Source organism: Sporosarcina sp. UB5 (assembly GCF_050859005.1).
GTDB lineage: Bacteria > Bacillota > Bacilli > Bacillales_A > Planococcaceae > Sporosarcina.
This window is the reverse complement of record NZ_CP125984.1, coordinates 2,449,192-2,464,076: the sequence shown is the minus strand read 5'-3', so window position 1 is coordinate 2,464,076 and position 14,885 is coordinate 2,449,192. Positions and strand designations below refer to the sequence as shown.

Annotated in this window: 15 protein-coding genes and 1 other annotated feature; all 15 genes read right to left on the bottom strand. The window is 43.3% G+C overall.

What is annotated here, in order from left to right; all coding sequences use genetic code 11:
• Window positions 1-104 precede the first annotated feature (104 nt).
• The 15 genes from mtnN to cymR all read right to left on the bottom strand — a co-directional run bounded on the left by mtnN (window position 105) and on the right by cymR (window position 14,820).
• Window positions 105-797 (bottom strand): 5'-methylthioadenosine/S-adenosylhomocysteine nucleosidase, encoded by a 693-nt coding sequence (gene mtnN / locus QM454_RS12390; protein WP_432358482.1) that lies wholly within the window; start codon window positions 795-797, stop codon window positions 105-107.
• 43 nt (window positions 798-840) lie between these two features.
• A complete protein-coding gene (locus QM454_RS12385; RefSeq protein WP_432358480.1) occupies window positions 841-1,563 on the bottom strand; it encodes a DUF1510 family protein in 723 nt (240 codons plus the stop codon).
• 70 nt (window positions 1,564-1,633) lie between these two features.
• Window positions 1,634-2,110 carry a transcription elongation factor GreA gene (gene greA, locus QM454_RS12380; protein WP_432358478.1) on the bottom strand — a complete coding sequence of 159 codons (477 nt, stop codon included), beginning with the start codon at window positions 2,108-2,110 and terminating at the stop codon, window positions 1,634-1,636.
• Between the two features lie 101 nt (window positions 2,111-2,211).
• Window positions 2,212-2,850, bottom strand: a complete 639-nt coding sequence (gene udk, locus QM454_RS12375; RefSeq protein WP_432358476.1) for a uridine kinase — start codon at window positions 2,848-2,850, stop codon at window positions 2,212-2,214.
• Window positions 2,851-2,882: 32 nt separating this feature from the next.
• Complete coding sequence (locus QM454_RS12370) at window positions 2,883-3,524, bottom strand: O-methyltransferase (RefSeq protein ID WP_432358474.1); 642 nt, start codon at window positions 3,522-3,524, stop codon at window positions 2,883-2,885.
• Window positions 3,525-3,548: 24 nt separating this feature from the next.
• Window positions 3,549-4,673: an endolytic transglycosylase MltG gene (gene mltG, locus QM454_RS12365; RefSeq protein WP_432358472.1), complete on the bottom strand. Its 1,125-nt coding sequence runs from the start codon at window positions 4,671-4,673 to the stop codon at window positions 3,549-3,551.
• Between the two features lie 96 nt (window positions 4,674-4,769).
• Window positions 4,770-5,060 (bottom strand): DUF1292 domain-containing protein, encoded by a 291-nt coding sequence (locus QM454_RS12360; RefSeq protein ID WP_432358470.1) that lies wholly within the window; start codon window positions 5,058-5,060, stop codon window positions 4,770-4,772.
• 11 nt (window positions 5,061-5,071) lie between these two features.
• On the bottom strand, window positions 5,072-5,491 hold the full coding sequence (gene ruvX / locus QM454_RS12355; protein ID WP_432358468.1) for a Holliday junction resolvase RuvX: 420 nt from the start codon (window positions 5,489-5,491) through the stop codon (window positions 5,072-5,074).
• On the bottom strand, window positions 5,488-5,760 hold the full coding sequence (locus tag QM454_RS12350) for an IreB family regulatory phosphoprotein (RefSeq protein WP_060206092.1): 273 nt from the start codon (window positions 5,758-5,760) through the stop codon (window positions 5,488-5,490). The genes ruvX and QM454_RS12350 overlap by 4 nt, the downstream gene beginning before the upstream one ends.
• Before the next feature lie 81 nt (window positions 5,761-5,841).
• On the bottom strand, window positions 5,842-8,475 hold the full coding sequence (gene alaS / locus QM454_RS12345; protein WP_432358466.1) for an alanine--tRNA ligase: 2,634 nt from the start codon (window positions 8,473-8,475) through the stop codon (window positions 5,842-5,844).
• Between the two features lie 217 nt (window positions 8,476-8,692).
• Window positions 8,693-8,893 (bottom strand) — a binding site (T-box leader).
• A 38-nt stretch (window positions 8,894-8,931) separates the two neighbouring features.
• Window positions 8,932-11,385 (bottom strand): SF1B family DNA helicase RecD2, encoded by a 2,454-nt coding sequence (gene recD2 / locus QM454_RS12340; RefSeq protein WP_432358464.1) that lies wholly within the window; start codon window positions 11,383-11,385, stop codon window positions 8,932-8,934.
• A gap of 36 nt (window positions 11,386-11,421) precedes the next feature.
• Window positions 11,422-12,075, bottom strand: coding sequence for a tetratricopeptide repeat protein (locus QM454_RS12335; RefSeq protein ID WP_432358462.1), 654 nt, complete (start codon window positions 12,073-12,075; stop codon window positions 11,422-11,424).
• An 11-nt stretch (window positions 12,076-12,086) separates the two neighbouring features.
• The gene (gene mnmA, locus QM454_RS12330; protein ID WP_432358460.1) at window positions 12,087-13,211 is read right to left on the bottom strand and encodes a tRNA 2-thiouridine(34) synthase MnmA; all 1,125 of its coding nucleotides are present in this window, start codon (window positions 13,209-13,211) and stop codon (window positions 12,087-12,089) included.
• A gap of 21 nt (window positions 13,212-13,232) precedes the next feature.
• Window positions 13,233-14,375 carry a cysteine desulfurase family protein gene (locus QM454_RS12325; RefSeq protein WP_432358458.1) on the bottom strand — a complete coding sequence of 381 codons (1,143 nt, stop codon included), beginning with the start codon at window positions 14,373-14,375 and terminating at the stop codon, window positions 13,233-13,235.
• A 25-nt stretch (window positions 14,376-14,400) separates the two neighbouring features.
• Complete coding sequence (gene cymR, locus QM454_RS12320; protein WP_432363989.1) at window positions 14,401-14,820, bottom strand: cysteine metabolism transcriptional regulator CymR; 420 nt, start codon at window positions 14,818-14,820, stop codon at window positions 14,401-14,403.
• Window positions 14,821-14,885 lie beyond the last annotated feature (65 nt).

The window sequence follows — 14,885 nt, the reverse complement described above, 5'->3', positions numbered from 1 at the left end:
TGCAATTACTGTTGATGCAAAGAAAACACCAGCCATTAGATAAAACATCTTTTAGACCTCCTCCACAACAAAATGCAACATACTTCTATTTTACCATAATCTCTTTACAATTTCGAGATAGCATGCATAACAATTTCCGATGAGTGTTGAGCCGCTAGCGGCAAAAACTCTTCAAAGCTAACGGACGATTCTTTTCCTGCAATATCGGACAATGCACGAATGACGACAAAAGGCGTCTCGAACTGATGACATACTTGCGCAACAGCTGCCGCCTCCATTTCTGCCGCAATCATAGAAGGGAATTGCTCCTTTACAACATTAACCCTTTCTGCATCACTCATAAATACATCTCCAGAAGCAATGAGACCGACAGCATAATGATGTTCGCCTATTTCCTCAACTGCTTCCTTGGCGATTCGGATAAGCGTTTCATCCGCACGATAAGTAGCGGGCATTCCTGGCACTTGTCCAATTTCGTAGCCGAAGGCAGTAGCATCGACATCGTGATGTCTTACTTCATCTGAAATGACGACCGTTCCTACTTCTAGTGATTGTTTAAAGCCGCCCGCAGATCCCGTGTTAAGAACTACATCTGGCGTAAAACGTTGAATGAGCAATGTTGTTGCAATTGCGGCGTTCACTTTCCCGATACCACTTTTCACAAGTACGATGTCATGCTGTGCGATTTTCCCTTTAATAAATTCACAACCCGCAACCGTGTCAATGCTTGAATCCTCGATTTTTCCTCTTAAAATTTCAACTTCTTGTTCCATTGCTCCAATTATTGCTATTTTCATCTTTGTAAACCCTCCGGTTGGACAGTTAATCAATGCCAACTGTTCAATATTCAAAATCTAACGTATTTAAAATGTCCATTTGTACTGGCTTCCAACCCTTTTCATCGACCCATTCAAGAAACACGCGGTATTTCTTTGATTTGTCCCTTGTTGAAACAATTCCAATCGACTTCTGAGGACCTCCACCATTTTTAATTTTCCAATAGATTAATTCTTCTACAGAATGCCCGGTCGCATATGAGATAGCTTTTTGCTTCTCTTCCCAATCAACTGAATTGAGATCATACTTCGATTCGTGAACACCAGTTTGCGTAGTTCCTATCGGTTGCCAAGCGGAATTAATAATCGTTTCGACAATAATTCCGTCGTCATCCGGAACGACAGGTACAGTTAATGACTCTTCGTCATCTCCAGCTTCTCCATCGGTACTTGTAGATTCATCCGATTGCTCATTCTCACTTGTCGACTGGCCAGCTTCATCGCCTTCATCACTACTAGATTCTGACGTCCCTTCTCCTCCATCAGCCGAGTTGGAATTGGTTTCTTCACGTTGAGAGTCGTTTTTCACTGAACTGGATTGTTCGATTTCTTCTTGTCCAGAATCACTTACTTTCGCTTCTTCACCATTCCCACCGAAGATAATTGACGCGCCTACAATAATAATGAGTACGACGACGAGACCGATCATCATATTTAACAGTTGGTTGCTTCGGTTACGCATTTTCTTACGATTGATTCGCGAGTATCTAGGAGCATTTCCTTTCATATAGCCTTCCCCCTATCTTCTTGCGTAAATGTGAAATGGCCGCCCTCATGTAGAGGCGGCCATTACGAGGTCATTTAATTTCTACAATAACGACCGACATTTCCCCACCAGGAGTTGAAATTTTCACTTCATCACCTTTACTACGCCCAATCAAGCCCTTTGCAATTGGTGAATCGTTGGAAATCAATCCTTCAATTGGATTAGCTTCAGCAGAGCCGACGATTGTATACGTCTCTTCATCTCCGTCCGGTAATTCCTTGAAAGTAACCGTTTTCCCTAGTTGTACTTCATCGGTATTCAATTCGTCTTCCGTAATGATGACGGAATTTCGAATCATCGATTCCAGTGATGAAATCTTTCCTTCTACAAATGCCTGATCTTCTTTTGCTGAATCGTACTCCGAGTTTTCCGAAAGGTCTCCATAGCTACGTGCAATTTTAATGCGTTCCACTACTTCTTTTCGTTTTACCGTTTTAAGAAACTCGAGTTCCTCTTCCAATTTTTTCTTTCCCAATGCAGTCATCGGATACTTTTTCTCTGATACCATCATACAACACTCCTCATATTCCTGTTCATAAAAACACTATGCCGCTCCTGCAAGAGGTATGCGACATAGTCTCATTTATATTGAATTCTGACTTCATCATATTACAACTTCGTACCAAACTCAAGAATTGTTTTTATTTTCGTGACCATTAAATCAATAGCGACTTCATTATGACCACCTTCGGGAATAATAATATCTGCATAACGCTTTGTCGGTTCAATGAATTGATTGTGCATCGGGCGAACGACTGATAAGTATTGCTCAATAACCGATTCGATTGTCCGCCCTCGCTCATTAATATCTCTCATGAGTCGTCTAATGATGCGCAAATCTGCATCCGTGTCGACAAATAGTTTAATGTCCATTAGCTCTCGGAGCCTCTCATCTTCCAAAACGAGTATCCCTTCGAGAATAATGACATCTTTCGGCTCAATTTCTATTTTTCGGTCAGATCTTGTATGGAGCGCATAATCATACACCGGTTTTTCAATCGGTTCCCGATTCAGAAGCTTACCGATATGTTCAATTAATAAATCCGTATCAAACGCAAGCGGATGATCGTAATTCGTCAGTAGCCTTTCTTCAAACTCTAGATGCGATTGATCTTTGTAATAATAATCTTGCTCGATGACGACTACTGAATGTTCTTTGAACACCTCGTATATTCGGTTCGTTACACTCGTCTTTCCAGATCCCGAACCACCGGCGATACCGATGACAAGAGGTTTTCTCTTATCCATTTATTTTCCTCCCACAAATACAGGGATCTTGCTTAGCCCCTCTTTTTTACAGCAACGAGAATTCCATCGCCGACTGGCAGCAATGATGTTTCGAAGTTAGGATGCTTCATTACCCAAGCAGTAAATTCCTTAAGATTTCGGATCATCGTGCGATTCCGTTTCGGCACTTCTTCATCCGGAAGCATGACCGCACCATGCATGAACATATTATCACAATAAATGATTCCGTTCTGCACGACATGCTCGGAGTATTTTTCAAAGAACCGTTTATATTGCCCTTTTGCCGCATCGATAAAAAGAGCATCATATTGCAAGGAAGGAAGCGATTCATCGGAAAGTGTTAGGGCATCTCCTTCAATAATCGTAATTCTATCCTCGAAACCGATTCGATTAATATAATCTACAGCGTATGCATATCGCTCTTTATCCCGCTCAATCGTCACTACGGAAGTTCCTTCTAGGGCAGAAACCATCCGGATAGCAGAATATCCTATTGCGCTTCCGATTTCAAGTATATACTTCGGACGTTGAATTTGGAGCAGGCCAATAAACGTTTCCATTCCGCTCCGATCCATAATTGGTATGTGATGTTTTGCGGCGAAATCTTCCATTTCACGAATTAATGGGTTCTCCTTTTCCCGCAAATTTGATAAATAAGCTACAACGTCTTTCATATAAGGCACTTCCATTCTTTTGGGTCATTCACCCGATAAAAATTCTCTGCGGTTTTTTAAATGCTCATCATAATTCTTCGCAAAGTGGTTATTCCCTTCCTTATCGGCGAGGAAATAAAAATAGTCCGTTATAGAAGGATCTACGACCGCTTCTATTGAAGATCTGCCGGCATTTGCAATAGGACCTGGAGGGAGTCCTGTATGGACATACGTATTATACGGATCCTGGACTTCAAGATCGGCATAGAGGACACGGTCTTTATGTACGCCCAATGCATACAACACTGTCGGATCTGTTTGCAAAGGCATCCCTTCATCCATTCGATTGTAAAAGACGCTTGCAATCGTTTCCCGATCCGTTTTCGCAGTCGCCTCTCTTTCGAGCAGACTTGCGAAAGTAAGTAGCCAATGGACCGATTTACCCTCGCTTTCTAAAAACGCAAAATAAGGTGTAATATTATCGGACGTCGCATTAAGCATTGTCGTAACGACCGTTTGGACAGTCGGCTTTTCCTCATAAAACGGATATGTCGCAGGGAATAAATACCCTTCCAAAGGATATCTGACATCTTCCCCTAAAATCTCGTCCGTTAAAACATGCGGATATCTTCCCATCAAATCTACAATCGTCTGCTCATCATTGACGTAGTCCAAAAATTCCTTTTTCTGAATGCCAGTACGCTTTTCAACAATTGCAGCGATCTGGTCCAACGTCAAGCCTTCAGGAATTGTCATCGTAAACAAAGGTGTTCGATATACTTTACCCGTCTTCAGGCTTTCAATTAATTCATCCAATGTCATCGCTTTAGTTAAGCCGTAGGAACCTGCTTGAAACTGCGATTCATTGTTAAATTTCGCATAGTATTTGAAGATCTTGGCATCTTTAACGAGCCCTTTAGCTTCAAGTATTTCCGAAATAGATGTTAAGCCGGAGCCGATCGGGATTTCAACTTCAATCACTTCTTCCGATTTCGGATCGACAGGTTGAAGTGCCTCACTTATGTATTTATAGACTGCCCGACCTCCGATCAGACCGCCAATAATGAGAACAAGCGCGACAATAAACACGATACGCCTGACGATCTTCACTTCTTTTCTCTGCTCAATCATCTTTTCGAACATTTGGTCTTTTTTAGAATCATTATCCATCCAGCATCACCTCATTCCGAACAATCTCTATCTAAAAAAATCCAAGCAGTGAAAAAGACGGAATGGCATGCACCATTCCGTCCGTGCGCATATGGATTATTCTTCGTCCTCGTCTTCAGCAAGGAATGTGTTTAACATCTCTTCAATCATATCCCATTCCTCGTCGGTCTCGATTGGCAATAGTTCTCCGTCTTCATTGTCTTCAGATGGAATGAAAGCTGAGGCGTGAATTTCAACTTCCTCATCATCGCCCACTTCTTCACCTAAAATATGATAAAGGACGTATGATTTACCGAAATCCTCCGATTCAAATGTGAAGATTACCTCACATACATGCTCCTCACCGTGCTCGTCTACGACTGTCATTGTTTCTTGTCCATGTTCCATCGTTTTTCACCTCATCTATTTTTTGAATCAAGATACCCCTGAAGGATCATGACTGCTGCCATTTTATCAATGACAGTCTTTCTTTTTTTCCTACTTACATCTGCTTCAATTAACATCCGCTCTGCCGCCATCGTCGTTAAACGCTCATCCCAAAGCACGACGGGCAGATTGAATACCTCTTTCAACATTTCAGCAAACTTTTCAGATGCTTCACCTCTCGGACCAACGGAGTTATTCATGTTTTTTGGATATCCGACTACGAAAGAGGTGATAGTATACTCAGTTACGAGTTCCTGAATTCTTGACATGCCAAACTGGCCGGCACTTTCATCAATTTTAATCGTTTCGATGCCTTGGGCTGTCCACCCAAGTGCATCGCTGATTGCAATACCGACCGTTTTGGAACCGACATCTAACCCCATTACCCTCAATTCGTCTTACCTCCGTTTTCACGGATATAAAACTTTACCAGTTCCTCGAGAATTTCGTCCCTCTCCAACTTTCTAATTAGGTTACGTGCCTCATAGTGGCGAGGAATGTAGGCTGGGTCGCCTGATAAGAGGTAACCGACAATTTGGTTGATGGGATTGTAGCCCTTGTCTTCTAAAGCTTTGTGCACATGGAGCATGACTTGTTTCACTTCTTGCTCCATCGATTCTTCAGGAAAGTTGAATTTCATCGTCTTGTCGTATGAATTCATCGTCGACACCCCGCTTTCCAATCGTCCGTTTGCGAATCGGATACCTTTCCCACTTACTCTATATCCGACATCCATTTACGCTTAAACGGATTTGACATAATCATACACGGAATGAAGTGCTTCATCAAGTTTAGAAGCATCTTTCGCACCTGCCATCGCCATGTCCGGACGGCCTCCACCTTTGCCGCCACATAGAGAGGCTACATGATTGACGATTTTCCCTGCATGGAAGTTCCCATTTTTCAAATCTTCCGTTACTCCTGCTGCTAATAGAACTTTGTCGTCAGCAGCAGCTCCAAGGACAATTACACCTTTTGTTACTTTCTGCTTTAGTTCATCGATCATTTGTCTCAGAGCATTGTTATCTTTCACATCCACTTTTGCCGATAAGACTGTCACATCGTCAACTTGTTGTGCAGTTGCAAGAATATCAGTAAGCTGACTATTTCCGAGCTTTGCAGAAAGCGACTCATTTTCCCGTTGAAGCTCTTTCATTTCTGACATAAAGGAATTTACTTTCGTAACAAGATCTTTTGGATTAGATTTCAATAAAGATGCCGCTTCTGTGAGAAGTGCTTCTTCCTTTTTGAAGGAATGATATGCTTCTTTTCCTGTGACCGCTTCAATTCTCCTCGTACCCGCACCGATTCCGCCTTCCGATTCGATCTTAAAGAGCCCGATAGTCGATGTTGCAGATACGTGACAACCACCACATAATTCAATTGAATAATCTCCTACTGAAACGACACGGACGACATCTCCGTATTTTTCACCGAATAAAGCCATTGCACCCATCTCTTTTGCTTCATCGATCGGTTTCTGTTCGATTTGAACAGGGATATCTTCCCAAACCTTTTCATTGACGATTGCTTCGATTTTTTCCAGCTCTTCCTTCGTCACTTGACCGAAGTGAGAGAAGTCGAAACGGAGACGATCAGGGCCGACGTATGATCCTGCCTGATTGACATGCTCTCCAAGAACCGTTTTTAATGCTTTGTGAAGAAGATGTGTCGCTGTATGATTTTTAATTGTCAATTTGCGTAATTCCGCATTGACTACAGCAGTTACTGTAGCGTCAGCAGTGACTTCACCAGACCGGACTACTGCTGTATGCAAATGTTGGCCATTCGGAGCTTTTTTGACATCTTTTACATCGACAATAAATGCTTCACTCGAAACGGTACCTTTATCGGCAATCTGTCCTCCGCTTTCTGCATAAAAAGGTGTACGCTCGAGCATGAACTGGATTTCATCACCTTCAGAAGCATGTGCAACCAATTCGCCATTATGCAAAAGGGCAACGATTTTCGTTTCAGAAGATAATTGATCATAACCGATAAATTCACTTTTTTCTTTAATGCCGCCAAGAACTTCTGATTGGACGTGCATCGAATCGACATCGAGACGAGCAGCCCTTGCACGTTTACGTTGATTGTCCATTTCTTCGTCAAATCCTGCCCGATCGACCGTAACGCCCGCTTCCTCCGCGAATTCTTCTGTCAATTCGAACGGAAAACCATACGTATCATAAAGTTTGAATGCATCTGCACCAGATACAATAGGTTTGCCTGCAGCTTTTGCTTTTTCTATGACGCCGTTTAAAATCGTCATTCCTTCATTCAACGTTTCGTGGAAACGGTCTTCCTCATTTTTTATGACTTTCATAATGAACGCTTCTTTTTCTTTAACTTCAGGATAAAAGTCTTGCATTACTTCCCCTACTACAGGAACAAGTTCGTACATGAATGGCTTATTAATGCCTAATTGTTTTGCAAAGCGGACAGCCCGACGTAAAAGTCTTCTTAGTACATATCCTCTTCCTTCATTCGACGGCAACGCGCCATCACCGATAGCAAACGCAACGGTACGGATATGGTCTGCGATTACTTTGAATGCTGTATCTTTCACATCGTTTTTCCCATACTTTTCGCCTGATACTTTTTCAACAGAATGAATAATTGGCATGAAAAGGTCTGTGTCAAAGTTCGTCGGCACTTCTTGAATGACAGAAGCCATTCGTTCAAGTCCCATCCCTGTATCAATGTTTTTCTTTGGAAGTGGCGTATACGTATGGTCTGGATTATGGTTGAATTCTGAGAACACTAAGTTCCAAATTTCCAAATACCGATCGTTTTCGCCGCCTGGGTATAATTCAGGATCTGAAAAGTCGTTTCCGAAAGCTGGTCCACGATCATAAAAGATTTCAGAGTTCGGGCCGCTCGGGCCTTCACCGATATCCCAGAAGTTACCTTCTAACCGGATGATACGTTCTTCAGGAATACCGATTTTATCTCTCCAAATTGCGTATGCTTCATCGTCTTCTGGATGGACTGTTACTGAAAGTAATTCTGGATCGAAGCCGATCCACTTTTCATTCGTCAGGAAATCCCATGCGCGGATAATCGCTTCTTCTTTGAAGTAGTCCCCGATTGAGAAGTTGCCGAGCATTTCGAAAAATGTATGATGGCGTGCTGTTCTTCCTACGTTTTCAATATCGTTCGTCCGAATGGACTTTTGTGCGTTGACAATGCGTGGATTTGCAGGCACGACACGTCCATCAAAGTATTTTTTTAGTGTTGCGACGCCACTGTTGATCCATAGTAGTGATGGATCGTCAATTGGAACGAGGGGCGCGGATGGTTCTTCGCTATGTCCGTATTCTTTGAAGTAATCAAGAAACATTTTTCTAATTTCTGATGCTGTTAATTTTTTCATTAAATTTCCTCCTTAATGGGTCAAATTGCAACCATACCTAATTTCCGCTACAGCCGGACGCTTTCCGCGGGCGAGCGGTGAGCCTCCTCAGTCGCTTTGCTCCTTCCGGGGTCTCCCCTGTCTCGCTTTCCCGCAGGAGTCGCCGGCTTTCGCTTCAATCCTTGATAAAACTTTTCACACTAATAAATAAAATAAAATAAAAAATCTCCGCCCCTGTACAAGGGACGAAGATTTTTCGTGGTACCACCCTAATTTACCGGCGGAATGCCGGTATCTCAAGAAGCCTTAACGCGGCTAACGGCAAGTATTAGTTGCTCTCAGGAGTAGCTTTCCGGCAAACGGCCATGGGAATCCTCGCAGCCTTGGGATTCCTTTCTGAACATGGCGGTAAGCGTACTTTCTCCGTCATCGAATTTCATATGATACTTTGGATTATAGGGAATCGCTCGCTCCATGTCAATCGATCGCTTCCGAAAAATCATAAGGGGTGACACCTTGCATCCCAATCATCGGATCGATTCCGAGAATTGTCTCCATCGTCAGCTTATACTCTTTCGGGCTTTCAGGCGGCTCGCTATCGGTTTCGATAGATTCAGATTGTTGCTCTTCAGCTTGTGGAGTTTCTACAATCTCTTCGTAGTTTTCGATAGTGGATTCCTTACGCAAGCGATTTTTTAATGTCGTTTGCCGTTCCAATTCATCTGTCCGGTTAATGCCGATTTTAAATTCGTTCGGTTCACCGCATAGGATGAGAAAGTTTTTCGCCCTCGTAATTCCCGTATATAAAAGGTTTCTCCGAAGCATTTTCCTGTATCCACGAACGACCGGCATGACAACAATCGGAAATTCACTTCCTTGTGACTTATGAATCGAGCAGCAGTATGCGAGCGTAATTTGATTCAAATCATTCCGCTCATATTCAACTTCGATTCCATCATAAGAAACAATGAGCATTTCCTTTTTGTCGACAGTTTCCTTTGCCTTAATGATGGAAATCACTTCACCCATATCACCATTGAACACATTACTTTCAGGCTGATTGACGAGTTGCAGTACTTTATCACCAATTCGATAGACAACATCCCCAAAGAAAACTTCTTTCCGATCCGGTCCAGGCGGATTGACTAGCTGTTGGATCATTTTGTTCAATCCATCAATGCCAGCCGGCCCTTTATACATCGGAGCGAGTACTTGAATATTTTTTATGTGATGACCTTTCGAAATGGCGTTTTTTACGACCTGTTCGACGACTTTAAGAATTTGGTCGCCGTTTGCTTTGATGAAAGATCGATCTGTCGTTTTTCTCGTAATGTCGTCTGTCCATTTCGCATTTTTTATCATATGCGCCATTTCTATAATTGTCGATCCGGCACTTTGGCGATAAATCTCGGTTAGCTCCACGACAGGAATCTTTCCCGAGTCGAGCATATCCTTTAACACTTGACCAGGACCGACAGGCGGTAACTGATCTTGGTCGCCAACGAACAATACTTGAATTTCATCGTGCAATGCTTTTAAGAGCTGATGGGCGAGCCATGTATCGACCATCGACATTTCATCTATAATGATGAGACGCCCTTCAACTTCCTTACCGATTGCATCGTCCTTTTCCTGACCGTTGAATCCGAGGAGCCGATGGATGGTCATCGCGGGTAGCCCTGTCGACTCAGACATCCTCTTAGCAGCTCGTCCTGTTGGAGCCGCCAACACGATCGGAAACGTCTCCTCTTTTTCCACATACACTTTAGGATCGAGTGATAGGCCATGTAACTCCGCATACACTTCCACTAATCCACGGATAACAGTCGTTTTTCCTGTTCCAGGCCCCCCCGTCAAAATCATCGCAGGTGAATGGAGTGCTTTTTCGATTGCCGCCACTTGAGTTTCTGCATAGCTGACATCAAGCCTTTCCTCTACTTCACCGATTGCCTTACGGATTTCTGAAACAGGAAATTTGTCGGAAAGATCGTTTTCCATAATACGTTCCATTTTAGAGGCGATGCCGATTTCCGAGAAATAGAGCGAAGGGATATAAAGCCTTTTCCCTTCACCGCACAGCTTGCTTTCTTCAACCAATTCAATGACGCATGCGGAAATTTGGTCGAATGGCACTTCTTCCGTTTGGCTCGATTCCAACAACCGTTTCACTTCGGGCAATACAGTTTCCGCCAACAAATAAACGTGGCCTGCAGACTGGACTCCTTGGTTCATCGTATGAAGGATTGCGGCTTTCACCCGGGAAGGATGCTTACCGGTAATCCCTAACTGCCTCCCCAACTCATCCGCACGCTGAAAACCGACTCCTTCTACATCCTCGATCAGCCTATACGGATTCTCTTTCAACAGGTCGATGACTTCTTCGCGATAGGTTTGGTAAATCTTCATCGCAAGCTGGGGACCGAATCCCCATTCGTTCAATTGGACCATGCTTCGTTCCAATCCAAGATTTTCTTGAAGCACGGTGACGAGCGTCTCTTTCCTCTCTTCTGATAGCTTTGGCACTCGATCAAGCACTGCAGAGTTTTCCAATATTTGCTTAATAGCATCTTTGCCTAACGTTTTCACAATAGTAGTAGCTGTTTTCTTTCCAATTCCGGGAAAAAGATCACCGGATAAGTAATGGACGATACCCGTTTCGGTTTCAGGCATCTCTTTCGCAAACGTATGGACGTCGAACTGCTGTCCATATGTCGCATGATTAACAAGCCTACCTGTTAGTCTGTAATCGTCTTCGTTCGCCAAGGGAGGAAAGTTCCCTTTAATGACGATTTCCTTATCCTCATAGCCACTATTCGTTTTGCTAATTTTCATTTTCACGATGGAAAAGAGATTGTCAGGATTATGGAAAATCGTGACGACAGGTCGTCCAACGATGAAAACCGCTTCATTAGTCCCTTTTTCCCCAGCCATATCGATCACCGCCTTACGTTCCGTACTTATTGGAAATTAACCTAATTTAATCATATCGTATATATATCGTGCCTGCGTATGTTCTGGTTCAATCGTGAACGCTTTTTCCAAATGGTAAAGCGCATCATCTTTTCGATCCGTTGATACAGCATACAGAACACCTAAATTGTAATGGGCATCCGTATTCTCGTCATCCTTCTCCAAAACAAGTACTAATTCTTTCCTTGCTTCTTCAAAGAGTTCCATCTCCGCTAGCAGAATCCCGTATGCTAATCGGATTTCAAGATCATCTGGCGACAATTCCGACGCCCTTTGGAAATATGGTAATGCGAGCTTGGAGTTGTCCGACTGCTTCAAACTCTTTCCAAGCATGAAAAACGCATCCGCTTCTTCGAGACCTGCGCGAATTGCCTTCTCATACAATTTAGCTGCCTCTGCAAACCGTTCATTTGTATAATAGAGATTGCCTAAACCATAAAGTGCAGACCCTGCATTTTCATCCAAGCTGATTGCCTTCTGGAAGAAACGCTCAGCCCGCTCTGTATCACCAGCTGACGCAAAGACATTCCCAAGATTAATGTAGCCGACCGGATTTTCCGGCTCCTCCTCTGCAGCTTTCATGAAGGCTTCAATCGCCTTTTCATAATTCCCTTCTTGAAGGGCCATAATTCCAATTTCATTGTATTCCATAACGTTTCCTCTCATCCTACATAATCTAGTTGCACACCATTTTTCATAACTTTATCAATCGTTCCTCCGCCGAGGCATTCCTCACCGTCATAGAAGACGACTGCTTGTCCAGGTGTAATTGCGCGAACAGGTTCAACAAAAACAACATTGGCATTTCCGTCACCTGTCAACTCAACTGTTACTTTCGTATCCGGTTGACGATAACGGAATTTCGCGGTGCATTCAAAAGTGGCCGGCATTGTGCGGGCAGTTGCAAAACTAACGTCGATGGCCGTTAAGCTATCGGAATAAAGTGCATCATGATGAAATCCTTGTCCGACGAGCAATGTGTTCTCGTTCAAATCTTTTCCAATGACAAACCACGGATCACCTGCACCACCGATTCCTAAACCATGTCGTTGGCCGATTGTGTAATACATTAAGCCATCATGCTTTCCAACCGTTTTACCGTCCATCGTTTTCATGTCACCTGGCTGAGCAGGTAAATACTGCCCAAGGAACTCCTTGAAGTTTCTTTCACCGATAAAGCATATGCCAGTCGAATCTTTTTTCTTTGCAGTTGTAAGCCCTGCACGTTCCGCAATTTGACGCACTTCCGACTTATCGAGTCCGCCGATTGGGAACATGACCTTTTGCAATTGTTCCTGTGTCAGCTGATTCAAGAAATACGTTTGATCTTTGTTTTCATCTTTCCCTCTAAGCATCGCAACGCCTTCGTCTGTTTCAACGACTTGTGCATAATGCCCCGTCGCGAGAAAATCTGCACCTAAGCTCATTGCATGATCAAGAAATGCTTTAAATTTTATTTCCTTATTGCACATTACGTCTGGATTTGGGGTTCTGCCCGCTTTATATTCATCAAGGAAATAGGTGAAGACTTTGTCCCAATACTGCTGTTCGAAATTGACGGCATAATACGGAATGCCAATTTCATTGCATACACTAATGACGTCTTCATAATCTTCGGTCGCTGTGCAAACACCGAACTCATCTGTATCATCCCAATTTTTCATGAAGATACCGATGACATCATACCCTTGCTCCTTCAAAAGAAGTGCAGCAACAGATGAGTCGACTCCTCCGGACATTCCGATGACTACCCGCGTTTCGGATATTGGTTTATTTGTAGTTCTCATACGTATTCATCCTTTTTCAATTCATTTCACGAGTCGTTTAATAATTTGAGCTGTTTTCGTCGCCGCTTCTTGGATTACTCGTTCGTCGAGTCCAAAACCGAAACTAAAACGTACCGAGTTCCGTAGTTTCGGGGAGTCGCTTCCCCACATCGCTGATAGGACATGCGACGGTTCAAGAGATCCGGCAGTGCAAGCAGAGCCGCTAGATACTGCGATGCCTGCCATGTCCATATTGACGAGCAGTGACTCAATTTCAGTTCCATGGAAGCTAATGTTCACGACATGCGGCAGCCGCTCGACTTGCTCTGCATTTACTTCAAAGTCAATTCCTTCTTGTTGGAAAATAGTAGTCAAGATTGTTTTATATCGATCATAACTCTGATGATTATCTTTCATTTCATTTCTAGCTATTTTTACAGCTTCTGCAAAGCCGGCAATTGCGGGCACATTTTCTGTTCCTGCACGTCTTTTCCGCTCTTGTTCACCGCCAAATTGAAGTGGCGACGTCTGAAGTCCTTTTCGTTGATACAGGAAGCCGACCCCTTTTGGACCATTTAATTTATGCGCTGAGGCGCTGAGTAAATCGACTTGCAATTCATTTACATCCAATTCCAAAATACCGAATGCTTGAACGGCATCGGTATGAAAGATCGCTTGATGGTCTTTGACGATTTGACCGATTTCTTTAATCGGTTGAATTGTTCCAACTTCATTGTTGCCGTACATAATTGTAACGAGCACCGTTTGGTCGGTTAGCGCCTCAGCCACTTGATCGGCACTTATTCTTCCATTTTCGTCGACAGGTAAATAAGTGACGTGAAAGCCGTTTTTCTCCAATTCCTTACATGAATTCAAAACGGCATGATGTTCAACCGCCGTCGTAATAATATGGTTCCCTTTTTCTTTCATCGCTGCGACAGTTCCGAAAATGGCAACATTATCAGCTTCCGTTCCCCCAGATGTAAAAATAATTTCGTTCGGTTCAGCATGAATTGCTTCTGCTATCGTCTTGCGTGCATCGTCCAGTAATTTACGGGACGTTCGGCCAAAACTATGGATGCTAGAAGGATTGCCAAAAACCGAATCCATCGCGTTCATATAAACCGCACTCACTTCCGGACGGATTGGTGTAGTAGCAGCATGATCCAAATATATCGTTTGCATAATAAGACTCCTTTATTTACTAACTTCAAATGTAGAACATATATCCGTCATGGTCGTTCGATTCGTCCGATTCCACCAAATCTTTAATCGTCGTTGTATCCAAAACTCCACGAATGGCATCACCGATACGGTTCCATAATGACTGTTGCGGAACTTTGTCGTCATCAATTCCTTCTACTACTTGAATAGGTCCTTCAAGCAATCTGATGACGTCCCCTGCAGTAATTTCACCCGGCGGCTTAGCAAGTTTATAGCCACCGTAAGCTCCGCGGACACTTTTCACAATTCCGCTATTCCGCAATGCTGGAATGAGCTGCTCCAAGTACGCTTCCGACAAATTATGCTCTTCCGCAATTTTCCGTAATGGCAAAGGGCCTTCCCCGTATTTTTTACCTAGCTCTACAACGACAGTAAGCCCATATCGGCCTTTCGTCGAAATTCTCATATATAACCAACGTCCTTTTCTCGTCGATTTCAATCCGTATTTCATCAATACACTTCAAAATAGTA